Origin of the sequence: Bradyrhizobium sp. AZCC 2262, from assembly GCF_036924535.1 — a bacterium.
Taxonomy (GTDB): domain Bacteria; phylum Pseudomonadota; class Alphaproteobacteria; order Rhizobiales; family Xanthobacteraceae; genus Bradyrhizobium.
This window is the reverse complement of sequence record NZ_JAZHRT010000001.1, coordinates 9,295,731-9,319,273: the sequence shown is the minus strand read 5'-3', so window position 1 is coordinate 9,319,273 and position 23,543 is coordinate 9,295,731. Positions and strand designations below refer to the sequence as shown.

At 63.4% G+C, this 23,543-nt stretch carries 18 protein-coding genes and 1 pseudogene; 12 read left to right on the top strand and 7 right to left on the bottom strand.

All coding sequences use genetic code 11. The features are described 5' to 3' along the window. The first annotated feature begins 54 nt into the window (after positions 1 to 54). Genes V1283_RS43710 through galE form a run of 3 tightly spaced genes read left to right on the top strand, consistent with a single transcriptional unit; the run spans position 55 to position 4,176 of the window. Entirely contained in the window at positions 55 to 2,346 is a 2,292-nt protein-coding gene (locus V1283_RS43710) for an exopolysaccharide transport family protein (RefSeq protein WP_334392759.1), read from the top strand. Continuing rightward, positions 2,339 to 3,163, top strand: coding sequence for a WecB/TagA/CpsF family glycosyltransferase (locus V1283_RS43705; protein ID WP_334392758.1), 825 nt, complete (start codon positions 2,339 to 2,341; stop codon positions 3,161 to 3,163). The genes V1283_RS43710 and V1283_RS43705 overlap by 8 nt, the downstream gene beginning before the upstream one ends. Next, on the top strand, positions 3,160 to 4,176 hold the full coding sequence (galE, locus tag V1283_RS43700) for a UDP-glucose 4-epimerase GalE (protein ID WP_334392757.1): 1,017 nt from the start codon (positions 3,160 to 3,162) through the stop codon (positions 4,174 to 4,176). Before V1283_RS43705 ends, galE begins: the two co-directional genes overlap by 4 nt. Before the next feature lie 124 nt (positions 4,177 to 4,300). On the opposite strand, the gene V1283_RS43695 is transcribed toward galE, so the two are convergent. Continuing rightward, a complete protein-coding gene (locus V1283_RS43695; RefSeq protein ID WP_334392756.1) occupies positions 4,301 to 4,906 on the bottom strand; it encodes a 3-keto-disaccharide hydrolase in 606 nt (201 codons plus the stop codon). 227 nt (positions 4,907 to 5,133) lie between these two features. Between V1283_RS43695 and V1283_RS43690 the strand changes: the two genes are divergently transcribed. The 4 genes and pseudogenes from V1283_RS43690 (at position 5,134) to V1283_RS43675 (ending at position 7,452) form a co-directional block, all read left to right on the top strand. Beyond that, positions 5,134 to 5,601, top strand: a complete 468-nt coding sequence (locus tag V1283_RS43690) for a cupin domain-containing protein (RefSeq protein ID WP_334392755.1) — start codon at positions 5,134 to 5,136, stop codon at positions 5,599 to 5,601. A 47-nt stretch (positions 5,602 to 5,648) separates the two neighbouring features. Then, a pseudogene (locus V1283_RS43685) lies at positions 5,649 to 6,713 on the top strand (amidohydrolase family protein); the annotation flags it as partial. Between the two features lie 97 nt (positions 6,714 to 6,810). Continuing rightward, entirely contained in the window at positions 6,811 to 7,050 is a 240-nt protein-coding gene (locus V1283_RS43680; RefSeq protein WP_334392754.1) for a DUF2171 domain-containing protein, read from the top strand. 60 nt (positions 7,051 to 7,110) lie between these two features. Then, on the top strand, positions 7,111 to 7,452 hold the full coding sequence (locus V1283_RS43675; protein ID WP_334393393.1) for a hypothetical protein: 342 nt from the start codon (positions 7,111 to 7,113) through the stop codon (positions 7,450 to 7,452). Here V1283_RS43675 and V1283_RS43670 read toward each other — a convergent pair. Beyond that, positions 7,426 to 11,514: a sensor domain-containing phosphodiesterase gene (locus V1283_RS43670; protein WP_334392753.1), complete on the bottom strand. Its 4,089-nt coding sequence runs from the start codon at positions 11,512 to 11,514 to the stop codon at positions 7,426 to 7,428. The genes V1283_RS43675 and V1283_RS43670 overlap by 27 nt on opposite strands. 372 nt (positions 11,515 to 11,886) lie before the next feature. Here V1283_RS43670 and V1283_RS43665 point away from each other — a divergent pair, with 372 nt between their 5' ends. The 4 genes from V1283_RS43665 to iaaH all read left to right on the top strand — a co-directional run bounded on the left by V1283_RS43665 (position 11,887) and on the right by iaaH (position 16,740). Then, the gene (locus V1283_RS43665) at positions 11,887 to 12,939 is read left to right on the top strand and encodes an Ldh family oxidoreductase (protein WP_334392752.1); all 1,053 of its coding nucleotides are present in this window, start codon (positions 11,887 to 11,889) and stop codon (positions 12,937 to 12,939) included. A 31-nt stretch (positions 12,940 to 12,970) separates the two neighbouring features. After that, the gene (locus V1283_RS43660) at positions 12,971 to 14,338 is read left to right on the top strand and encodes an LLM class flavin-dependent oxidoreductase (protein WP_334392751.1); all 1,368 of its coding nucleotides are present in this window, start codon (positions 12,971 to 12,973) and stop codon (positions 14,336 to 14,338) included. 20 nt (positions 14,339 to 14,358) lie between these two features. Continuing rightward, positions 14,359 to 15,144, top strand: coding sequence for a fumarylacetoacetate hydrolase family protein (locus tag V1283_RS43655; protein ID WP_334392750.1), 786 nt, complete (start codon positions 14,359 to 14,361; stop codon positions 15,142 to 15,144). A gap of 168 nt (positions 15,145 to 15,312) precedes the next feature. Continuing rightward, positions 15,313 to 16,740 (top strand): indoleacetamide hydrolase, encoded by a 1,428-nt coding sequence (gene iaaH, locus V1283_RS43650; protein WP_334393392.1) that lies wholly within the window; start codon positions 15,313 to 15,315, stop codon positions 16,738 to 16,740. Between the two features lie 64 nt (positions 16,741 to 16,804). On the opposite strand, the gene V1283_RS43645 is transcribed toward iaaH, so the two are convergent. The 5 genes from V1283_RS43645 to V1283_RS43625 all read right to left on the bottom strand — a co-directional run bounded on the left by V1283_RS43645 (position 16,805) and on the right by V1283_RS43625 (position 22,134). Then, positions 16,805 to 17,539, bottom strand: coding sequence for a helix-turn-helix transcriptional regulator (locus tag V1283_RS43645; RefSeq protein ID WP_334392749.1), 735 nt, complete (start codon positions 17,537 to 17,539; stop codon positions 16,805 to 16,807). 50 nt (positions 17,540 to 17,589) lie between these two features. Further along, positions 17,590 to 18,558 carry a tripartite tricarboxylate transporter substrate binding protein gene (locus V1283_RS43640; protein WP_334392748.1) on the bottom strand — a complete coding sequence of 323 codons (969 nt, stop codon included), beginning with the start codon at positions 18,556 to 18,558 and terminating at the stop codon, positions 17,590 to 17,592. A gap of 92 nt (positions 18,559 to 18,650) precedes the next feature. Beyond that, a complete protein-coding gene (locus V1283_RS43635) occupies positions 18,651 to 19,838 on the bottom strand; it encodes an acyltransferase (protein WP_334392747.1) in 1,188 nt (395 codons plus the stop codon). Positions 19,839 to 19,863: 25 nt separating this feature from the next. Beyond that, a complete protein-coding gene (locus V1283_RS43630) occupies positions 19,864 to 21,141 on the bottom strand; it encodes a serine hydrolase domain-containing protein (protein ID WP_334392746.1) in 1,278 nt (425 codons plus the stop codon). A gap of 81 nt (positions 21,142 to 21,222) precedes the next feature. Further along, positions 21,223 to 22,134, bottom strand: coding sequence for a LysR family transcriptional regulator (locus V1283_RS43625; protein ID WP_334392745.1), 912 nt, complete (start codon positions 22,132 to 22,134; stop codon positions 21,223 to 21,225). 141 nt (positions 22,135 to 22,275) lie between these two features. On the opposite strand from V1283_RS43625, the gene V1283_RS43620 reads away from it, so the two are divergent. Continuing rightward, the gene (locus tag V1283_RS43620) at positions 22,276 to 23,511 is read left to right on the top strand and encodes an HlyD family secretion protein (RefSeq protein ID WP_334392744.1); all 1,236 of its coding nucleotides are present in this window, start codon (positions 22,276 to 22,278) and stop codon (positions 23,509 to 23,511) included. Positions 23,512 to 23,543: the final 32 nt, after the last annotated feature.

The following is a 23,543-nucleotide window of genomic DNA, read 5'->3' as shown; positions in this document are numbered from 1 at the left end:
CAAGAGTAACCCCTCAGCCGATGCGTGCGGCAGTTCGAATGAAAGCTGGGGTCGATGCTTATCTATGACCAGCCGATAGACCGGGCAAAGCCTGAGGCCGGCCGTGCGGCGACAGCCGCGCCGGCGGGCTTCAGCGTGCTCGATCTGACCCGGCTCCTGTGGCAACGGAGGGTCGCGATCGCCTCGGCGGCGCTGATTTCCGCCTGCGTCGCAGTTGCGATCGGCAAGAGCCTGACACCGAAATACACCGCCTCCACCCAGCTCTACGTCGATCCCCGCGAACTGCAGCTGGTCGATCGCGAACTGACGCCGCGCGCCCAGGATACTTCCGGCCTCGCGATGGTGGTGGAGAGCCAGGCGCGCGTCATCACTTCGAACAATGTGCTGCTGCAGGTGATCCGCGACACCCATCTGGAAAAGGATCCGGAGTTTGGCGGCGGCGATTCCAGCGGCATCCTGGGATCGCTGCTCGGCCTGGTCGGGGTCGAGCTGCGGCCGACCGCCGAACAGCAGAAGCAGATCCAGATGGGCGCGCTGGAAGCGCTCAATCGCCACATCAACGTCAAGAAAACCGACCGCACCTTCATCGTCGATATCGACGTCTGGTCGTATGAGCCCGCCAAGGCGGCGATGCTCGCCAACGCGATCTCGAAGGCCTATCTCGCCGAATCCAAGCAGTCGCAGGCCGCTGCGGCGCGGCGCGCGACCACCGACCTTTCCGGCCGCTTGAAGGAACTGCAGGAACGGCTTCGCAACGCCGAGAACACGCTTGCGGTCTACAAGGCGCAGAACAATTTCGTCGGCACCCAGGACACGCTGATCAGCGACCAGCAACTCTCCGCCAGCAATCAGCGGCTTGCCGCCGCCCGCGCGCTGACGCTCGACGCGCAGGCCAAACTCGACCAGATCGAAGCCAGCCGGAAGGTATCGGCCGACGCCGGCGCTATCCCTGAGGCGCTGCAATCGCAAACCATCGCCAATCTGCGCGCGCAATATGCGGAAGCGCGGAAGCGCCAGGCGGAATTGCACGGCGAACTGGGACCGCGTCATCCGGCGTTGCGCCAGATGGAGCAGCAGGTGCAGGACCTGCGCCGCGCCATCAACGAAGAGGTCGAGCGCTTCGCTCAGTCCGCGAAGAACGACCTGATCCGCGCCCGCGACTATGAAGCCTCGCTCGGCAAGGCGCTGGAAACCCAGAAGCGCCAGAGCGTGCAGATGAGCCAGGCCTCGGTGCGCCTGCGCGAACTCGAGCGCGACGTAGAGGCAAGCCGCGACGTCTATCAATCGTTCCTCAAGCGATCGCGCGAAACCGAGGAGCAGGAGAGCCTGAACACCTCGAACGCACGTATCATCGGCGAGGCCACCGTGCCACAGCGGCGTACCTTCCCGCCGGCCATGGGCCTGCTCGCGATGATCGGTTTTGTCTTTGGCTGGCTCGCCGCCTCTGGCTGGTTCATTGCGCTCAACCAGTTAATGCCAGGCACAAACCCGGTTCGGCCGCGGGAAAAAGTGCCGGCAGAAACTCCGAAGGAACCACCCGGTCCCGCCGCCGAGAAGCAGCCGCCTGCCGCGCAACCCGCGGTCAGCCTGATCGAAAAGCCGCTGATCGCGCGGCTGCAGGAAACCGACGTGATGCGCACGATCGGCGGCATCCTTGCAACTGACAGCACCACCGACGTCACGCGGCTCGGCTGGCCGACGTTGCGCGCGGGCTTTCCGCTGATGACCGTCCTCAATGCCATGCGCGAGATGCGCGCGGCGCTGGCCAGGCGCGCGGGCAGGGAAACCCCGCCTGTGATGGCTGTGATCGGCGCCGGAGTGGATCAGGACCGCAGCATCGCTGCGCTGAACATCGCGCTCGCCGCGGCGCGTGATGGCGCCAAGGTGCTGTTGATCGATGCCGATCCCAAAGAACGCGCGTTGTCGGCCAAGGTGAGCCACTTGGCCAGAAGCGAGCCCAGCCGCTTCGGCTGGCTCAGCATCGGCGCCAAAGCCGCCCGCGCGATTCCGACCGCCAACGGAATTTCGATCCTGCCGGCTGTTAACGCCACCGACGCGAAAGCCTGTGACGCCATCCGAAAGGCGATTGCGCAGGCGCGTTCCACCGGCGGCTATGACCTCGTGATTCTCGACGGGCCGGCGATGCCGTGGAGCCCGGCCGACCGCAAACTGCTCGACATCGCCGAAGGGCTCGTCGCAATCCTCCCGGTGTATCTCGATATCAACGACAGCATGGATGACATCATCGCGGCCCTCGGCGGCGCCGAGCGCAAGCTGGTCGGTGTCGTCCTCAGCGAAGTCAACCCAACGGCGGTCAGTCTGCAGCGGGACAAGGAATATGCGTGAGCGTCGCGTAAATCCCGTCGGGAGAGCGGCCACGGCCAGCGTGCCTCGCATCACGTTGGGCGGGCTGCGGCTCGCCGTGCTGGATCTCGAGCAGACCGCGAACTTCATGATCGAAATGGTGTTCCCGCAACGCCGCCTCAATCGTCCGCTCTATCTGACCTCGGCCAATGGCGAGGTGCTGGCGCGCTGCTCGACCAAACCGATGACCAACCGGCTGTTCCGGGCCGCCGATCTGATCAATGCCGATGGCCAGCCGCTGGTGACCGCGTCGCGGTTCAGGTCAAAGACACCGCTGCCCGAGCGCGTCGCGACCACCGACCTGTTTCACGCCGTTGCCCGCAAGGCGGAGGCGGCAGGCCTGACCTTCTACATGCTGGGCGCGGACGAGGCCGAGAACGCCGCCGCGGTCGCCCGCGTTCGCGAGCAATATCCTGGTCTCAAGATCGTCGGCCGTTGCCACGGCTTTCTGCGGGGCGAGGCGCTGCGTGCCAAGGTCTCCGAAATCAACGCGCTGGCGCCGGACTATCTCTGGGTTGCGCTCGGCGTTCCCTATGAGCAGGCCTTCGTCGAGGAATTCACGCCCGACCTGTCCAACGTCGGCGTCATCAAGACGTCGGGTGGGCTGTTTAATTTCCTGTCGGGCAGCCGCGCCCGCGCGCCGCTATGGATGCAGCATGCGGGCCTCGAATGGGCCTGGCGCACCTGGCTGGAGCCGCGCCGCCTGTTCTGGCGCTATTTGACCACCAATCCGCGCGCGCTCTATTTGTTGCTGAACAAGGGCCGATCGGCCGATATAGGCGGGGAACATAATCGATGAGCAGTCGTCCAGTCATTCTCGTCACCGGCGGTGCCGGCTATATCGGCTCGCACTGCTGCAGGACGCTGGACGCGGCGGGTTACCAGCCCGTCACCTACGACAACCTTTCAACCGGCCACCGCAGTTTTGCCGCGGGCGCGCTGGTGGTCGGCGACATCGCCGACAAGGCTACCCTGGCGCGGACCTTTGCCGAGCATGACATCGTGGCCGTCATGCACTTCGCCGCCTCCAGCCTGGTCGGTGAGTCCGTTGCCGATCCGCAGAAATACTACGTCAACAACCTCGCCGGCACGCTGTCGCTGCTGGCGGCCATGCGCGAGGCCGGCTGCAAGCGCCTGGTGTTTTCGTCGACCGGCGCGGTCTATGGCAATGCCGACAGCAAGGCGCTGCCGGAGGACTACCCGTGCGCGCCGATCAACCCCTACGGCGCCTCGAAATGGATGATCGAGCGCGTCCTGGCGGATTATCGCGCAGCCTACGGCTTCGGCTCGTTCGCGTTGCGTTATTTCAACGCCGCTGGCGCCGATCCCGGCGGCGGCATCGGCGAGCTGCGCGAGGTGGAGACACACCTCATCCCGCGCGCCATGATGGCGCTGCAAGGGCATGTGCCTGACTTCGCCGTGTTCGGCGACGATTACGATACGCCGGACGGGACGGCGATCCGCGACTACATCCACGTGACGGACCTCGCGGCGGCCCACGTGCTGGCGCTCAAGCTGCTGCTCGAGGGACATCCCGGCGGCGCGTTCAATCTCGGCACCGGCAACGGTTTTTCCGTGCGCGAAATCCTCTCCGCGATCGCGGCGGAGACCGGCCGCGAAGTCCCGCATGTCGTCAAGCCGCGGCGGTCAGGCGATCCGACCTATCTGGTCGCCGATCCCTCCGCCGCACGCGCGACCTTGAACTTCCGTCCCGCGCATTCCGATCTGGCCACGATCATCCGCACCGCCTGGGCGTGGCACAAGAAGGCGCACCCGCTGAAGACCGGCGCGCCGGTTCGCGACCAATCCTGACCATCACGATGCGGCAGCGCCCGTAGCTGATGCTCCGCATCAGCGTCATCTTGAAGAACGGCGGCCGGAGGCCGCCTCCCCCGCAAGCTGGGGAGGCAGCTCAGCGCGGCACAAGCGCTCGGCGCTATAGCGGCTTGATCTGCACCTTGCGGAACTTGACCACGCCGGACCCATACTGAAGCGCGAACGGTCCCCCGGCATTGTGCTTGCTGTCCTGGACATCAGCAGTCTTCTGGCCGTTGAGCACCACGACGAGATGCGAGCCTTGCGCGGTGATCTCGTAGGTGTTCCATTTGCCCGCCGCTTTCGGCATCGGATCAACCTTGGCGACGTCGACGATCGCACCGGTGCCATAGCTCGGGTCCGGACGCTTGTCGAAGATGTTGACCTCGTAGCAGACCTTGGAGTCGATCTTGTCCCTCACGTCGCAGCGGATGAAGATGCCGCTATTGGCCTCCTCGTCGGTCCAGAATTCCGCCTTGATCTGAAAATCCTTGTAGGAATCCTTGCTGACGAGATAGGAGAGAACCTTGGCGTCGTCGAGCTTGTCGGCTACCAGCGCGCCGTCCTTCATCGCCCAATTGGCTTTGCCGACCTCAGTCCAGTCGCCCATCTTGGTGCTGTCGAGCAGCGTTATCCAGCCATCGCCCTGGCCGGACGCGACGCTGGAAAATTGAAGTGCGGCGGCACCCATCAACAGACCGGCCGCAAGTATCGACAAACGCTTCATGAACATAGCCCTCCCATGGCTGCTTTTAGTTGGGCGCAACGTAGCATCACAACGTACGGCGTAAATCCGCTTTTTCATGCTGCAGTTGCGTTGTGCGGCATTCCGCTTGCCGCTACTGCCGATCACGCATGCACCCGCGCGCCTTGCTCCGCAGGAACGAGACCGGCTAGCATCGCGACAACAGAGATGAGCGCGTTCGAGCTCACGAACCGGCAACGGAGGAAACCATGAAGGCTATAATCGGGTCCTGGCGATACCTCATGACGCCGCTGGCTTTCGCCGGCATGCTGAGCATCTCTTCCGCTGCGGAACTCAATCCGGCCGCCGTCATCTACAAATTGCCGGACCAGATTCCCTGGGGCCCGGTCAACGCCGCCGGCGCGCAAAGCGCTGTCGTCGTAGGAGATCCCACAAAACCCGGCTTCTACATGGTCTACAACAAGTGGACCAAGGGCAATCATTTCAGCCGCCCGCATTTCCATCCCAACGACCGCTACATCGTCGTGCTGCAGGGTACATGGTGGGTCGGCTCCGGGCCGAAATTCGATCCGGCCAACACGACGCCGATGCCGGCCGGCAGCTTTGTCACCCATTTCGGCAAGCAGGTGCATTGGGACGGCGCCAAGGATGAGGACGCCGTTCTCCTGATCATGGGAGAAGGCCCGGCGACGTCGACGGCGGCGGAAGAGAAATAACCCCGGCGCAGCCAATCTATTCCCGCAATTATTTTCCGGCCCGTCACATGCTCTTTCAATGCAAGGCCTGCGCGCCCGCGACCGATCATGGCAGTGCGCAAATGCGCTCCGGCAAAGCCAAGCGGTGGCGCACCATCGACATTCACTGCCACTGCATGGTGCCCGAAGCGAACGCGCTGGTGCTGAAAGCCACGGGCATTCCCGGCGGCGGCGTAACGCCGAATGCCAACACGCATGTCAACGACCTCACCAAAAGTATCCAGCCGCAGCGCGGCAAGATCGACTTTCCGAAACTGACCGATCTCGACACCCGTCTTTCCGACATGGACCGCGACGGCATCGACGTGCAGGTGATCTCGCCCTATCCCGGCCATTTCGTCTGTGCCGCGCCGCCGGAAGTGGCGCGCGATAGCTGCCACATGGTCAACGATCACATCGCCGGTATGGTTGCAAAGCATCCCGGTCGCCTGATGGGCATGGGCACCGTGCCGCTGCAGGACCCCGGCATGGCTCTCACTGAGCTGAACCGCACCGTCAAGGAACTTGGCTTCCGCGGCGTTGAACTCTGCACCAACGTCAGGGGCGTCGATCTCACCCGCGCCGGGCTTGAAAAATTCTTCGCCCGCGTCGAGGAGCTCGGCGTGATGATCTTCCTGCATCCGTTCGGCACCAGCCTCGTTGGACGCATGGAGGATCACTATTTTCCGAACACGATCGGACACCCGCTGGATTCCGCGCTGTGCGTTGGGCATCTGGTTTTCGACGGCTATCTCGAGCGCTTTCCCGAACTTAAAATCTGCATTGCCCATGGTGGCGGTTACATCCCGGGCTATTGGGGACGGTTCGATCACGCCTTCGCGCATCGCGAGGATTGCCGCGTCACCATCACGAAGAAGCCGTCGGAATATTTGAAGAAGCTCTATTTCGATACGGTCGTGTTCGACGAGCGCGAACTGAAACACCTGATCGAGATCTGGGGCGCCGATCACATCATGCTCGGCACCGATTATCCGTTCGACATGGCGGAGCCCGATCCGGTCGCATTGCTCGACAGGATCAAGGGCGTCAGCAAGGCGGACATGGCGCTGGTAGCGGGTGGCAATGCCGCGCGGCTACTGGGCTTGCCGGCCGACCCGAGATCGGCAGCCCAGCAACTATTCCGGCGGCGGCGCGTTTCATCTCCCCAACCCATTTTGAGGAATATGAAACATGGCTGTTACCGAACAGATCAAGGAACATATGGACGTCATCTCGTCGGACAGGAAGACGGTCGGAAAAGTCGACCACATGGAAGGAACCGACAAGATCAAGCTGACCAGGCAGAGCTCGCCCGACGGGCAGCACCACCACTTCATTCCGGTGTCGTGGGTCGACCACGTCGATCAGCACGTTCACCTCAATAAATCGGGCGCGGATGTGACGTCGCACTGGCAGCATGGCCGCCAGTAACCGGCTGATGCGCATTGCGCCGCGCGCGGATGCAGATATCATCTGATGTCAGGAGATAGGATGCATCCGGCGGCGCGACTGCAATTCGAACGCATGATCGGCGAATATGTTCGCTGGCGTGCGGTTCCCGAAAAGGAGCGATCGCCCGCCCCGGCGTGGTGGTGGGGACCGGGGATGGAGCTGCGCGACGCGCTGCTCCCTCTGCCGCACGAATGGTGCGCCGAGCTCGGACTGCCCGATCATGCGACCTATGCCGCAGGTGCGGAAGTCTTCCTCAGGGCTTTCGCGGGACAGACATCGCCGCCCTGGCCTTACGATTTCCCCAGCAAAACCGAAATTCCGGATCCGGCGGTCCGCGAGCTGCACCCGCAGCCGTCAGACGACAGCGCTTTTCAGCCCTGAACCGGCTTCCGGCTGCAATGGCGGCGAGTCGAGCCGCGATTCGGCTCGGAGCAGATCAGCCATTTGCTTTGCCGGCAGCGGCTTGGAGAACAGAAAACCCTGCATTTCATCGCAGGCGTGACTGCGCAGGAAGGCCTCCTGCTCCACGGTCTCGACGCCCTCCGCAATCACGGTCATGCCAAGCGCCTTGCCCATGCTGATGATCGCCTGCGCGATGGCCTGGTCTTCGGAATCGACGGGCAGGTCGCGAACGAAGGAGCGGTCGATCTTGATGGTATCGATCGGGAACTGCTTCATCAGCGACATCGACGAATAACCGGTTCCGAAATCGTCGATCGCAAGGCGAATGCCACGGCTCTGGATCGCGTCCAGCACCTTGATCGCGCGCGACACGTTCCGCATCACCATGCTTTCGGTGACTTCGAGCTGCAGCAGCACCGGCGACATGCCGCTTGCCAGCAGCGCCTCGTCGACATCGTACAACAGGTTCGGATCGGCGAATTGCCGCGGCGACAGGTTGACCGCCATCGTCACCGGCCGCAGGCCGCGACGCTGCCAGGCCATGTTCTGCGCGCAGGCTTCCTTGAGCACCCAGCGGCCGATCGGAACGATCAACCCGGTCTCCTCGGCGAGCGGGATGAACTGTCCCGGCGATACGGTGCCGAGTTCGGGATGGATCCAGCGCAGCAGCGCCTCGACACCGGTGATCTGGCCGCTCGCCATGTCGACCTTGGGCTGATAGTGCAGACAGAACTGGTCGCGCTCCAGCGCGCGACGCAACGCGCTCTCCAGCGTCAGGCGCTCGATCGACTGCGTCTTGATTTCCTTGGTGAAGAAGCGGAAGGCGTTCTTGCCGTCCTCCTTGGCGAGATACATCGCCATGTCGGCGTTCTTGGTCAGCGTCAGCATGTCGGCGCCATCAGACGGGTACATCGCAATGCCGATCGAGGCGGTGGTCTGGCATTCGTGACCGCTGAGCTGCAACGGCTGGCTCAGCACGGACAGAAGCTCGCCGGCGATGCGCTCGACCTCGTGGCGCTCGGCGGTCTCCTCCAGGATGACCACAAACTCGTCGCCACCGAGCCGCGCCACCACATCGCTCGAACGCAGTGCGCGACGCAGCCTGCCGCCGATTTCCACCAGCAGCATATCGCCGGCGTCATGGCCGAGCGAATCGTTGATCACCTTGAAGCGGTCGAGGTCGATGAACAGCACCGCGAATTGCCGCCGATAGCGCTCGGCGGAATCGATCGCGCGACGCAGCATGCCGTTGAACATTTCACGATTCGGCAGATGGGTCAGGCTGTCGTGCGACGCCAGATATTCGATCCGTTCGTCGGCCCGGGTCTTTTCGTCGGCGCGATCAAAGTTCTCCAGCGCGAACGACACGTTGCCGACGAGCCGCTGCAACAACTCGGCAAATTCGGGCGTGAAGGTATCCTTCTCGAGCGACATGAAAGACATCACGCCGACGACCTGCCCTTGCACCAGCAGAGGAAATGAGGCGCCGGAATTCGTACCGTCGGTGCGCGCCGTGCCGTGAAATGCGGCGGCACGCGGATCGCCAAGGTAATCGTTGATAATGCAGGCCTGCCGCGAACGTATCGCCGAACCACAGAGCCCACGCCCCTCCGGATGCGCCTCGTTGGTCGATATCTTTGCCTGGCGCGCGCTGGAGGCGGTGGGACCGTCGGCCGCCACGACGTCGAGATATTCACTGTCGCGCTTTATCAGCGCGATGGAGGTCAAGGTGAACTTGCCGCCATTGGCCGCCGCTTCGCACACCAGATCGAACAGTTCCGCCCGGGATGACGCACGGATGATCGCCTCGTTGGTTGCGCTCAGCGCCGCCAACATGCGTGTCAGGCGCTCTTTCTGGACCTCGGTCCTCGCCTTGTCGTCAGCGCGTTCGAAATTCTCCAGCGCGAACGACACGTTGTCGGCCAATCGTTGCAGCAGTTCCGAGAATTCAGCAGTGAAAGTGTCCTTGTCCAGCGACATGTAGATCATGACGCCGACTGGCTCGCCGCGAACCAGCAGCGGAAAAGCGGCGCCTGACTGCGCGCCGTAGCTGCCAACAACGGCCTGGAAAGCGGCGACGCGCTGGTCGGTCACATAATCATTGGTGATGCACGGCCGCCTGGTTCGGAATGCCGTTCCACTGAGCCCGCGGCCCTCGGGACGGGCCTCATCCACCGACAACCTGACGTGCCGCGTCGTCTCGGCCGCCGGGCCCGCGGCGGCCACGATCCTGAGCAGGTCGCTGCCGGGAGTGGCCAGCGCGATGGTGGCCGAGGTGAACCTGCCGCCATTCGCCGCCGCCTCGCACACCATATCGAACAACTCGTTGCGGGATTTGGCCCGCATGATGGCTTCGTTGGTTGCGCTCAGCGCCTCGAACATCCGGGTCAGACGCTCCTTCTGACTTTCGGTTCGCGCCTTCTCGTCGGCCCGATCGAAGGTCCCGATCGCGAACGACACGTTGTCGGTGAGCCTCTGCAACAGTTCGGCGAATTCGGGCGTGAACGTATTCTTCTCGGAGGAAATGAAAAACATCACGCCGACGGCCTGGCCGGAAACCATCAGCGGGAATGCCGCGCCCGACATGGCGCCATCGCTGTGAATGAACTGGTGAAAGGCCGACCCGCGAGGGTCAGCACGCAAATCATTGGCGATGCAGGCCTGGCGGGAGCGGAAAGCGTTGCCGCACAGCCCGCGTCCTTCCGGACGATCGGCGTCGATCGAAACCTTCACACGGCGCATGTTGTCAGCCGTTGGTCCGGCCACGGCCACCATATCCATAACATCACTGTCGGACCTGGCCAGCATGATGCTGGTCGAGTTGAACCGGCCGCCCGTCGCGGCAGCTTCGCATACCAGTTCGAACAGCTCGGACCGCGACGTTGCACGAACGATCGCTTCGTTGGTTGCGCTGAGCGCCGCCAGCATGCGCCCCAGACGTTCCTTCTGGGCGTCGGCTCTCGCCTTTTCGCCGGCGCGCTCGAAATTATCCAGTGCGAACGAGACGTTCTCCGCGATCCGCGCCATCAGGGCGAGGATCTCTTCGTCCTCCGCCCACAGTTTTCCGACAAAGAACAGCAACACGCCGATGCTCTCGTCGGCCTTGATCAGGGGAACGGCGACGCAGGCGGTGACGCCGGTCTCGCGTGCGGCCTGATGCCAGGGCTGTCCCAATGTCGAGTTGAGAATGTCGTTGTTGACGGCCGGCTGCTGCGTTCGGAATGCTCTGCCGCAGACGCCCGTTCCATACGGGTTGCCGGCGTCGATCGAGAATGGCGCCCGCATGATCTGTTCGACGATCGCGCCGGTGCCTGCGACCGGCTTCAACCAGATCGAGTCCGGCTCCGCCAGCAGGACCACGGTGGCCGCGGATTTGCCGCTGTGTACCGCGGCATCGCAAACGCGCTGATAGAGTTCCTGTTCGGTCTTGGCGCGCAGAATGGCTTCGTTGGTCGCGCTGATGGCGCCGAACATCCGGTTCAACCGCCGCATCACGCGCTCGCCGTTCTTGCGCGCGGCCTCATGTTCGAAATTGTCCAGCGCAAACGAAATATTTGCCGACACGCGCTCCAGCATCGAGACGATCTGCCCGTCGATCGAGTGCGGCTCATGCCGCGAAACAAGCAACACGCCGACGCCCTCGCCATTGCAGGTCAGCGGCAGCGCTGCCGCCGTGCCCACCTGGCCGGCTGTGGCTCCCTCGCGCCACGGCAGCGAGCGCGGATCATTCAGGAAATCATTGCTGACGCATATTTTCCGGTCGCGGAAGGCCTGCCCGGAGACCCCGGAACCCTCGGGCGTACCGGCCACAATCGAGATGTCGATGCTGCGCAGGCGAGGAACATCATCGCCAAAGCCGGCGGCGAAGCGCAGGAAATTGGTTTCCGGCTCCAGCAGGAAGATCGCCACGGCCAGGAAGTCGCCGACCGAGAACGCGGCTTCGCAGACCTTCGCATACAGTTCTTCGGGTGATTTGGCGTACAGAATCGCTTCGTTGGTCGCATTCAACGCCGCAAGCGTGCGCGCGATATCGGTCTTCACCGTCCCCAAGCTCCCTGCCGGCAGCACCGGGCTGCCCCCGCGAATTTTATGCGTGCAGGGGGCCTAAATGCTCGTTATTGGCGACCCGTAGTTGCGATTCAGAGTAAATGTCAGACCAACGAACCGCGATGTCGCTCAGGAGAACTACGGGCTGATTCACGATTTGTCAGCCATACCGCCGGCGCGCGCCGGCCCCGCCGAAAGCATTCGAATTTTGCGGGGTGAAATTCCAAACCCCCGAGGACCGTGCCGGCAGCATGGCTAGCAGGATATTTCCACGCTTGCCCTGCCGCCGCCGCTTTGAGACCATGCCCACCGCGACGACAAGCAAGACCCGCCATTGGCGCGGGCGTTCAAGGTGAGGAAATTCCCATGCCGAAGGTCCAGGCCGACCGTCTCAAGCGCATCGGCGCGGCGCTGCTCCAGGCCGCCGGCGCGTCGCAGGAAGAGGCCGATGCGGTGGCGGTCGGGTGCGTCAACGCCAATCTCGCAGGCCATGACTCGCACGGCGTGATCGCGATCCCGACCTATATCGACCGCATCAAGGCCGGCCATATCGTGCCCGGCGCCAAATGGACCATCGTCCAGGAATCGCCGACCACGACCGTGATCGACGGCCATTGGGGTTTTGGCTTCCACGTCAACGCCAAGGCGATGGCGCTGACGATCGAAAAGGCGAAGACCGCCAATGTGGCGGCCTGCACCGTGTTCCGCCAGAGCCATGTCGGGCGGCTCGCCGCCTATCCGATGATGGCGATGCGGGCGGGCATGATCGGTATTGCCACCGCCGATTCCGGCCGCTCGCCGAAGCATGTCGCGCCGTTTGGCGGCCGCGAGGCAAGGCTCGGCACCAATCCGATCTCGATTGCGGTGCCATCCGACCTCGAAGCGCCGTTCTATCTGGACATGGCGACCTCGGCGGTCGCGGCCGGCAAGATCGCGCTGTCGGTTGCGCGCGGCGAACCCATTCCACAAGGCTGGATCATCGACGCCGAGGGAAGGCACACCACCGACCCCACCCAATATCGCAAAGGCGGCGCGCTGCTGCCGCTCGGTGGTAGCGAAGGCTACAAGGGAAGCGGCCTCGCCGCGATGGTCGAGGTGCTGTGCGGCCTGCTCACGGGCCTGGGCTTTGGCGTGGAGCCGACCGGCCGCCACAATGACGGATGCTTCATGGCGGTGTTCAATGTCGCAGCCTTCCGCCCCCTGAAGGATTTCGAGAAGGAGGTCGGCGAGTTCGCGCGATACCTCAAATCGACACCGCCGTCCGAAGGCTCCCCCGGCGTGTTCTATCCCGGCGAGGTCGAACATATTCGCGAGCAACAGCGCAGGCGCGACGGCATCGAGGTCGAGGACGCGACCTGGAATAAACTGAAGGCGCTGGCCACAGACTACCGACTGGCCGCCGTGCTCGACCTCAAATGAAATCCAATCCCACGCGCACGAGGAGAACGGCATGACACGGCAAATGGCGCTGGTGGGATTCCTGCAAGCGCAGAACTGCACCAACCTGCCGAGTTCATGGCGGCATCCGGAATCGCGCGACGATTCGATGTCGGCCGACTACTACCAGGAGATCGCCCGGATTCTCGAAGCCGGTAAATTCCACATGGCGTTCTTCGACGACCGCCTGGCGATGCCGGACCGCTACGGCAACGACCACGCCCACACCGTCGAATACGGCATCCGCTGCGTGAAGATGGATCCGCTGATCGTGCTGACCACGATGGGCATGGCCACGACCAAGCTCGGGCTGGGGTCGACCGCCTCGACCACCTATTTCGAGCCGTTCGACGTCGCCCGCCGTTTCGCCACCCTCGACCTGATGTCGGGCGGACGTGCGGGATGGAACGTCGTCACCTCGCTCAATGACGGTGAGGCCCATAACATGGGCAAGGACGCCCATCTCGAACACGACTACCGCTACGACCGCGCCGACGAATTCATGGAAGTCGTGCTCGGCCATTGGGATACCTGGGAAGACGGCTCGCTGCTCATGGACAAGAAGACCGGCCGCTTCGCCGATCCGGCCAAGGTGAAGCGGCTCGACCACAAGGGCGAGTTCTACAAGTCGCGCGGGCCGTTCACCGTGCCGCGCTCGGCGCAGGGTCATCCCGTCATCATCCAGGCCGGCGCCTCCGGCCGCGGCCAGCGCTTTGCAGGACGGTGGGGCGAAGTGATCTTCACCGCCGCACGCAACGTTGCTGCCGCCAAGGAAGGCTACGCGGCCGTCCGCAACGAGGCGGCGAAAGCCGGCCGCGATCCGGACCAGATGCGCCTTTGCAACCTCACCACGCCGGTCTGCGCCGCGACCAAGGCGGAGGCCGAGGACAAGATGGCCGTGATCAACAAGCTGCCGCTGGAGATCGACGCGCTGTCGCTGCTCGCCGAGGCCTTGAACTTCGACTTCGCCTCCAAGCCGCTCGACGAGCCACTGACATCAGACGACCTCAAGAGCATGCAGGGCATTTTGGGTATTCGCGACGGCGTGCTCAAGACTTCAGGCAAATCCAATCCCAGCGCGCGCGATTTCGTCACCTTCTCGGGCCGTGGCCAGGTGCATGACGCGATCGTCGGCGGGCCGAAAGAGGTCGCGGACAAGCTGGAAGAAATGTTCGTCGAGCGCGGCTGCGACGGCTTTGTCATCGCAGCCACCATCGTGCCGGGCTCCTATGCCGACTTCGTCAAGCACGTCGTGCCGGAATTGCAGCGCCGCGGCCTGTTCCACAAGGATTACGCCGGCAAGACGCTGCGCGAGAATCTCGGCCTGGCGCGCCCCAAAGCCGGAGCCTGGAAAACCACGCCGCGGGCCGCGGCCGAATAACAACAACAAGAGGGCACTTCATGCGTTGGCTCAAATTCACGGCCGCCGGCAAGACATCCTGGGGCATTGTCGAGGGCGACAACGTGATCGCCGTCAACGGCGATCCGTTCGGCGAATGGCAGCGCGGAACGCAGTCGCATGCGCTGAAAGACGTCAAGATCGAGCTGCCGCTGATCCCGCGCACCTTCTATTGCGTCGGGCTGAACTACCTCAAGCATCTTAAGGAAGCCGCCGACAAGGCCGGCACGGTGCCGAACGTGCCCGACCGGCCAGAGATCGGCTATCGCGCGCAGAACGCGCTGATCGCCCACGACGAGGACGTGGTGATCCCGGCGAGCGCGACCGAGAAGATTCACTATGAAGGCGAACTCGTCGTGGTCATCGGCAGGAAGGCAAAACACCTGACCGAGACCAACGCGATGGATTGCGTATTCGGCTACACCATCGGCAACGACGTCAGCGAGCGCACCTGGCAAAAGACCGATCGCAGCCTGTGGCGCTCCAAGAACGCCGATACGTTCAAGCCGATGGGCCCGTGGATCGAGACCGATGTCGACCTCGACAAGATGGAAACCGCGATCCGGGTCAACGGCAAGGAGACTGGCCGCTTCCACACCAACGACATGATTTTTGGAGTCGTGCCGTTCCTGGTCGAACTGACAAAGTATTTCACGCTGTCGCCGGGCGACGTGATCTGGATGGGCACCGATGGCGCCTCGCCTAACCTGAAGGCCGGCGACGTCGTCGAGATCGACATCACCGGGATCGGGACGTTGCGGAACAGGTTCGTGGCGGAGAAGGTGTGACGTCCTCAGAAATGAGGACAGGCGCAGGAACCGGCATTCGATAAGGTTGGTCCGAACGGGTGTCTATCCCAACGGAGGATCATCATGGCTCGCAGCTCACTCCTGCTCGGCTCGGCCGTTACGAGCCTTGTCCTCGCCGCGGCGTCTCCTACGGCAGCCCAGCCGGCAATCGACCTGGATCAGCTCACCGCGACGCAGGCCGCTGCCGATCTCTGCGCCGGCAAGATCACCAGCAAGGCGCTGACCTCGGCGGCGCTGGCGCGTGCCAAGGCAAAGCCCGAGCTCAACGCCTTCATCACGCTCGACGAGGCCGGCGCGATAAAGGCCGCCGAAGCCTTCGACGCCGGCCGCAAGAAGGGTTCGTGCAAGCCGCTCGGCGGCGTCCCCGTCGTCATCAAGGACAATATCGAGGTGGCCGGGCTTCCCGCCAGCGCGGGAACGCCGGCTCTGAAGGGCTTCGTCCCGAAGAAGGACGCGCCGGTGGCGGCAAAACTGCGCGCGGCAGGCGCCATCATCATCGGCAAGACCAACATGCATGAGCTCGCTTTCGGCATCTCCGGCTACAACGCCGCGTTCAAGACGGGTGCGGAGTCCGGGGTGCGCAACGCCTATGATGCGACGAAAATCGCCGGCGGCTCATCGTCAGGAACGGGGGCTGCGGTCGGCGCACGCATCGTCACCGCGGGTCTCGGCACCGACACCGGCGGCTCGGTCAGGGTCCCCTGCGCGCTGAACGGCTGCGCCGCGCTCCGTCCGACCGTCGGCCGCTATCCCCAGGCGGGGATCGCGCCGATCTCCCACACCCGCGACACCGCCGGCCCGATGGCCTCCACCATCGCCGATCTGGCGATCCTCGACCGCGTCATCGCCGGAGGCGGCGCGATTACGGCTGCCGATCTTAAGAAGGTGCGCATCGGCGTCGACAAATCCATGCCGGCCAATCTCGACGGCGATACCGACGCCGCATTCAAAGCCGCGCTGGAGAAGCTCAAGGCGAGCGGCGTGACGGTGGTCGATGTCGAAATGCCAAAGCTCGCCGAGCTGAACGACCAGGTCGGATTTCCGCTCGCGCTCTACGAGGCCTATGACGACATGGTCGCCTATCTCAAGAAGAGCGGCACCGGCGTCAGCATCGAGGACCTCGCCAAGGAGATCGCAAGCCCCGACGTGAAGGGCACCTATGACGGGCTGGTCATTCCGCGCAAGCTACCGGGACCGAACAACACGGTCACTGAGGCCAAGCCGGCCTATGAGGCCGCCATGAAGACCGCCCGGCCCGCGCTGCAGGCGCTCTATCGCGATACGTTTGCCAAGAACAAGCTCGACGCCATCGCCTTCCCGACCGTGCCGAAGGTCGCGATCGCCTCAAATCCCGACTCGTCGAGCCTCGCCAACTTCCTGCTGTTCATCCAGAACACCGATCCCGGCAGCAATGCCGGCGTCCCCGGTATCCAGCTTCCGATCGCGCTAGGTGCATCGAGCAAACTGCCGGTCGGGCTCGAACTCGATGGGCCCGCGGGGAGCGATCGCAAGTTGCTTGCACTCGGCATGGCGATGGAAAAGCTGTTCGGCCGGCTTCCACCGCCGTCGCGCTAGCCGGCGCTCGCCGCGTCGCCAAAATATCGAAAACAACCCCATGCAAAGTAGAATGGGGCCTGCCCTAATGCCGTGCAAACAGCCTGGCGACGCCGCTGCGGCGGCGGACGCCGAGCTTGGTGAAAATCCGCTCGATATGGGTGCGGATGGTGGAGACCTCGACCTGCAGCTGGTGCGCGATCTCCTTGTCGCTGAGATCGTCCGATATCATTCGCGCGATCTCGAATTCGCGCACCGAGAGTTTCAGGATCGGTGAACCGTCGGCCACGATGGCCGCCGCACCGCCGGCCGCGCGGACCAGCGCACCGGTGAAAGCCGGCTCGATCAGCCGCAGCAATTCCAGCGTATGGCCGTCGAAATTCTCGCGGCGCCGGCCACGCCAGATCCTGACGTCGCCGATGTTGCAGTCGCCGACGTAACTATAGGCATTGACGCCCCAATGCAGGCCGTCGCGGGCAAGAAAGTCGTTGAAGAATTCGGTCCGCATCAGGTCGCGCTGCGGCATCACCTGCGTGACCAAGGTCGCCTCGCGGCGGGCCTGAAGCTTTGAGGTGATCGGATCGCGCTGCTGAAAATAGCGGTCGTAGGCCGCGATGTTGGCCGGGTCCATGTTCAGATACACGGCCTTCTCAAACCGGCCTGTGGAATCCTGCCACACGAACGAGGCGTAATGATCGGCTTCCAGCAATTCCAGCAAATGATGACCGACCGCCTCGCGAACGTCGCGTTCGCTGAGGTCCTCGGACAACAGCCCGAAGATGCGCGCCAGCACCCGGCTCTCGGAAGCGCTCACATACATGGCCCCATCCTAGCGAGGAACCGCGATCGGGGGAACCGTTGGCAAGCGGCCTACTCGGCCTTGATGCCGGCGTCCTCGATCACCTTGCGCCAGCGCGTTTCCTCGCCGGCGAAATAGCGGTCCAGCGCTTCCGGCGGCTCCGCCACCATGACCAGGCCTTCATTCGTCCCAAGCTTCTTGAACGCCTCGGCCTGAACCGCTTTCGCGGCAGACCTGTTGAGACGCTCGATGATCTCGGGCGGCGTTTTGGCCGGCGCGTAGAGGCCATACCAGGCTTCGGCGGCGTAGCCGGGAACGCCGGCTTCCGACACGGTGGGGAGTTGCGGGAAAGCCGGCGAGCGTTCGGCCGAGGTCACGGCGATGGCGCGCAACTGACCGGCCTCGACCAGCGAAGCGGCGCTGGCGACCGTCGTGAAGATCACGTCGATCTGTCCGCCCATCAGATCGGTGATCGCAGGCGCGGCGCCCCTGTAGGGCACCGTCGTGAGATTGACGCCGGCCATGTGCTTGAACAATTCGCCGGCGAGATGTGCCGACGTGCCGGTACCGTAGGTGCCATAGCTGAGCTTGCCGGGTGCGGCCTTCGCCGCAGCAATCAGGTCCGCGATCGATTTGATCGGCGACGCCGGATTGACCACCACGATGTTGAAGGAGCGCGCCAGCAGCGCCACCGCGGCAAAATTCTTGTGTGCGTCGTAAGGCAGTTTTGCATTCAGGCTGGGATTGACGGCATTGGCAAACGTTCCCATCAACAGCGTGTAACCGTCCGGCGCGCTGGCCGCGACCATCTGGGTGCCGAGAATGGTTCCCGCCCCCGGCTTGTTCTCGATGATGACGGACGCGCCGAGCTCTCTTGCCATCTCCTGCGCCAGCGTCCGCGCCACCACGTCGGTGCCGCCGCCCGGCGCAAACGGCACCACGATCTTGATGACACGGTCGGGATAGGCAGCCGATACCGGCGCAAGCGAACACGAAAACGCTGCAAGCGCGAACAACATCGATGCGAGAAATCGAGACATGGAGAGCCCCAGCGCGAGAGGAGGACCACTTAATACACGCGTTCGCCATGCAATGGCGCATGGTCCGCCATGACGCGGCCGGCGCGTGGGAATCAAATCGTCCGCGCCACCAGCGGAATCTTTCGCAATAACACCGTAAGCAGCCAGCTGCCGCCAAGCGTGACGGCGAACACGATGGCCGCCTTGACGCCGGCGGGCCATGCGGGGTCGTAGACGAAATATTGCATCCAGATGATGAACATGTAGTGGAAGAGGAAGATGCCGTAGGCCGATGGCTGCATCGCGTCGAGCAGCCACAGGCTGGAGCGCGACAGCCGCAATGATGTCGCCGGCACCGTAAAGGACATGGCGGCGCTGAATATCGCGAAGACGGTGCCATACGCTGCTCTCCACCACAACGCCGGCGAAGCAAAGTTTTCGATCCAGTGGTGATGGGCAAAGACCAGCAGCAGGATCAGGCCAAAGAAAAGGACCGCAAACGAGAGCCATGCCGTCCAGCGTTTTGCCACTTCCCCATCCTCAGCGAGGATGCCCACCCTCAGGCTGACAACGCCAATGCCGATGCCGGTGAAGAAATAGGCGGGATAGAGCAGGATGCGGCTGGTCTGAATTGGAAACGGGTAATGGCCCGGCTCGAACCAGGCGCCGTCGCCGAACCAGAGATGCATCGGCAGGTAGGACACGACCGAGACGACAACAAAGGCCGCAAAGGCCATTGTCGGCCGGCTGCGAAGGGCGCCAATCAGACGACCGAAGGCGCCCAGGATTTTCGGTGCTGTCATCCAGATCGCGGCGGCAATGACGTCGAGCACGAGCAGCACCCACAGGAACCATGACTGTCCCGACGGCCACGGCCCGGTGGTGATCATGCGCCCCCAGTAATGGAAGTAGTTGAAGTCTGTCGTGCCGGGCAGATGATAGCGCAGGAACGAGGCATAATAGGCGATCGGGATCAGCACGAAGATCGACACCAGGAGCGGTATCCCCAATCGCCAGGCGCGGCGGCGCAAGTATCCGCCCGCGCCGTGGCGGGTCAGGCTGTCATGGACGAACAGTCCCGAAATCAGGAACATGAAGGCCATGAAGAAACTGTCATTGAACAGCACGACCAGGTCGAAGCCAAGCCAACGCATCCGGTCGCCATTGCCGAAATGGGTGAAGTTGACGGCGGAATGGTGGATCACCACCAACAGCGTGATGAACGTGCGCGCCCGGTCGAACGCCACGATGCGTCCCGTCATCGTGGTGGCCTGATCGCTCTCGCCGGCTTTTCGCAGCATGGTTTCCGCTCCAAGTATGCCTGCGTCACTTTTCGAACGCATCGTAAACCAGCTTCTTGACGTTCACCTGAACATGCAGGCGGCCGGACGGCGCGTTTTGCAGCACCACGAAGAACATATCCTGCGCGCGGTCGACCACGAGGTAAGCGCCGGTGGCGCCGTCCCATTTGATCTCGCCCGGAGAACCCGGTGGCGGCGGCACCGCATTGCCGGGATCGGTGCGGACGCCAAAACCATAGCCGAACCCAAAACCGTCGCCGGGGTAATAGAAGTAGTTGCGCGCGACGCCCGAGCCCGGGCCGATGTGATCTGTCGTCATTGCCGCAAATGTTGCGGTGTTGAGATAGCTCTTGCCGTCGAGCGCCCCGCCGTTCAGCAGCATTTGCCCAAAACGCGCGAGATCGTCGACAGTCGTGACCAGCCCACCGCCGCCGGATTCCCAGCGTGTGACATCAAGCGAATTTCGCTCGACGTGGCGATCCTTGGCGAGCGGCTGCGCATAGCGTGCACGCTCGGCCGGATCGGTGAGAAAGAATTTCGTCGTCGGCATCCCCAGGGGATCGAGCAGTTGCATCTTTTCGAACTGGTACAGCGACTGGCCGGAGGCGACCTCGATGACGCGGCCGAGCACGTCGATCGAATGCCCGTAGTCCCACAGCGTGCGCGGCTGCTCGGCCAGCGGCAACTTTGCGATCCGCTCGGCAAATCCGGCATTGTCGAAGTCGCCGAGATAGATCCCGTCATAGGCGGCCTTGACCAGTCCCCTGTCGCCATAGAAGCCGTAGGTGATGCCGGAGGTGTGCAGCAGCAGATCCTCAATCGTCACGGGGCGACGCAACGGCACGAGATTAAGTACCGCCTTGCCCAACTCGTCCTTGCGCTCGACGCCGACCTTCATGCCGGCGAAGGAAGGAACGTATTTGCTGACGGGATCGTCGAGCTTGATGGTTCCGCGATCGACCAGCATCAGCGCGGCAAAGCTGGTAACGGTCTTGGTCAGCGAGTGCATCGGAAAAATCGCATCCGGCGTCATGTCGATGCCGGTATCGACATCGCGCTGGCCAAACCACTTGAAATAGACCGGCTTGCCGTGGCGCTGGATCAGGACGATGGCGCCCGGAATTTTTCCTTGCGCGACCTGATCGTTGAGGAATTCGTCGATCCGCGAAAGCTTCTCCAGCGACAACGGCGCATTCGGCGGCGGGCCAAAGGTGGACGCGGAGAGCTGGCGCGGCGGAAAAACAAGGATCGTGACAAGCAGAGCAACGTACCAGCTCAATGAAGTGATCCTGCTTGCCAACATTACGCTTCCCTGCCTGAACTCGCAAAAACCATAGCATCCTGCCCACGGCCGTATCATGTCATCCACCTGCGGATAGTAGCATCACGAATATGGATTGATCCGCTTCTGCTGTTCGCCGCTGTGGTGCACCAGCATGTCGATGAAGGTCCGCACCTTCGCCGAGAGATGATGGCGATGCGGATAGACCGCATTCATGGAAAGTTCGACCGGCCGGTATTCCGGCAACAGCCGCACCAGCCGCCCGGCCGCGAGATCGTCGTGGACCATGAATCCGGCGGCCAGGCTGATGCCCATGCCTTGCAGCGCCGCCATACGCAATGCCTCTCCGCTGTTGGTGACCAGCCGCCCGGAAACCTTTACCGAAGCAGGCTGGCCCTTGCGGTCAACAAACCGCCACTCGTCCTGATACGGATAATTCGCGTGGCGGATGCAATCGTGCTCCGAAAGCTCGGCGAGCTGCTGCACGCGGCCGTGCTGTTCGAGATAGTCGTGCGAGCAGCACAGCACGTGCCGCCAGGTGGCCAGGCTGCGCACGATCAGGCTTGAGTCCGGTGGCGGCACCAGCCGCACCGCGACGTCAAAGCCTTCGTCGATCATGTCGACATTCCGCTCACCCATCGAGAGGTCGACCCTGGTGTCCGGATAGGATTTCAGGAAGTCGGCGACGACGGGCGCGACGAACGGCACGGTGTGGGTATGGGTGTAGACGCGCAGCGTGCCGCGCGGCGTCGACTGCAGCGCGCCGGCGATGTCGTCGGCCTGCTCGATGTCGGCGAGGATCTGGACACAGCGGTCGTAATAGGCGCGGCCCACCTCGGTGAGGCTGACCTTCCGTGTGGTCCGGTTGAGCAACCGGGCGCCGAGCCGGTCTTCGAGCGCCTGCACATGGTTGCTCACCATGGTCGTGGACATGTTGAGGCGGCGCCCGGCGGCGGAAAACCCGCCGCTATCCACCACCCGGACAAAAGCCGTCAGGCTGGTCAGCCGGTCCATCGGGAAGCCTCCGATTGTTTGCTCTCACTTGATAATGCTTCCATTTTTTCCGGGATTATCACACCGGAGCCGACATTGCATCTTGGTGGCGTACCCGGGGCGCTCCGCAAAGGACGCACCCGAGCCGTAACCGAGGATGCCATGTCGATCACGTCCTATGTCTCTGACACCAAAGAAAAAATCAGCCTTCGCCCGTCCCGCAAGGCGGTCAAGCGCGCCGCGCTGGGGCTCGCGGTTGCGCTGGGCGTCGCCGGTATCGGCCATTTCGGCTACGACTATCTCGCCACCGGCCGCTACCTGGAATCGACCGATGACGCCTATGTGAAGGCGGATTCCACGATCATCTCGCCAAAGGTGTCCGGCTACATCGCGCAGGTCCTGGTCGGCGACAACCAGCCGGTCAAGGCCGGGCAGTTATTGGCCGAGATCGACAGCCGCGACTTCAAGGCCGCGCTGGCGCAGGCCAATGCCGACGTCGCCGCATCCGAGGCCGCGGTCCGCAATCTCGATGCGCAACTCGCCTTGCAGCAGCCGATCATCGAGCAGGCCGCGGCTGATGTCGCCGCCGCTGAAGCCAATCTCAAATTCGCGCAGGAAGAACAGGCCCGCTACGACGGGCTGATGAAGACCGGCTCCGGCACGGTGCAGCGCGCTCAGCAAACGGACGCGGCACAGCGCACCGGCACCGCGCAATTGCAGCATGCGAAGTCTGGCCTCTCCGCCGCCCGGAGCAAGGTCGACGTGCTCACCACCGAGCGCGCCAAGGCGGTGGCGCAGGTCGATCGCGCCCGCGCAGTCGAGAGCCAGGCGGCGCTCAATCTCTCCTATACGCAGATCAAGGCGCCGGTGGAGGGTACGGTTGGCGCGCGTTCGCTCCGGGTCGGACAGTATGTGCAGGCCGGCACGCAATTGATGGCGATTGTGCCGCTGGATGCGGTTTACGTGGTTGCGAACTTCAAGGAGACGCAGCTCACGCACGTCCGCAACGGCCAGCCGGTCGAGATCGAGATCGACAGTTTCCACGGCACCAAACTACGCGGCCATGTCGACAGCCTGTCGCCGGCCAGCGGTCTCGAATTCGCGCTGCTGCCGCCGGACAACGCCACCGGCAATTTCACCAAGATCGTGCAGCGCGTGCCGGTGAAGATCGTGCTGGACGACCAGCGCCTGAAGGGCCTGCTGCGGCCGGGCATGTCGGCGGTGCCGACCGTCAATACCAAGGCAACCGTTTTGGCCAAGCGCGAGACCCCGGCCCGGGTGACCTCGGACACCGCCCTCACCCGCCGCCCGAACGGCGGCTCATGTCCGCTGAAGACTATCAATCCCCGCTGGACAATCCTTTCACACCTTCCGGGATTATCGAGACCGACCGCCTAATGCATCCTCCATTTTGCCTGAGCAAGAGGAGT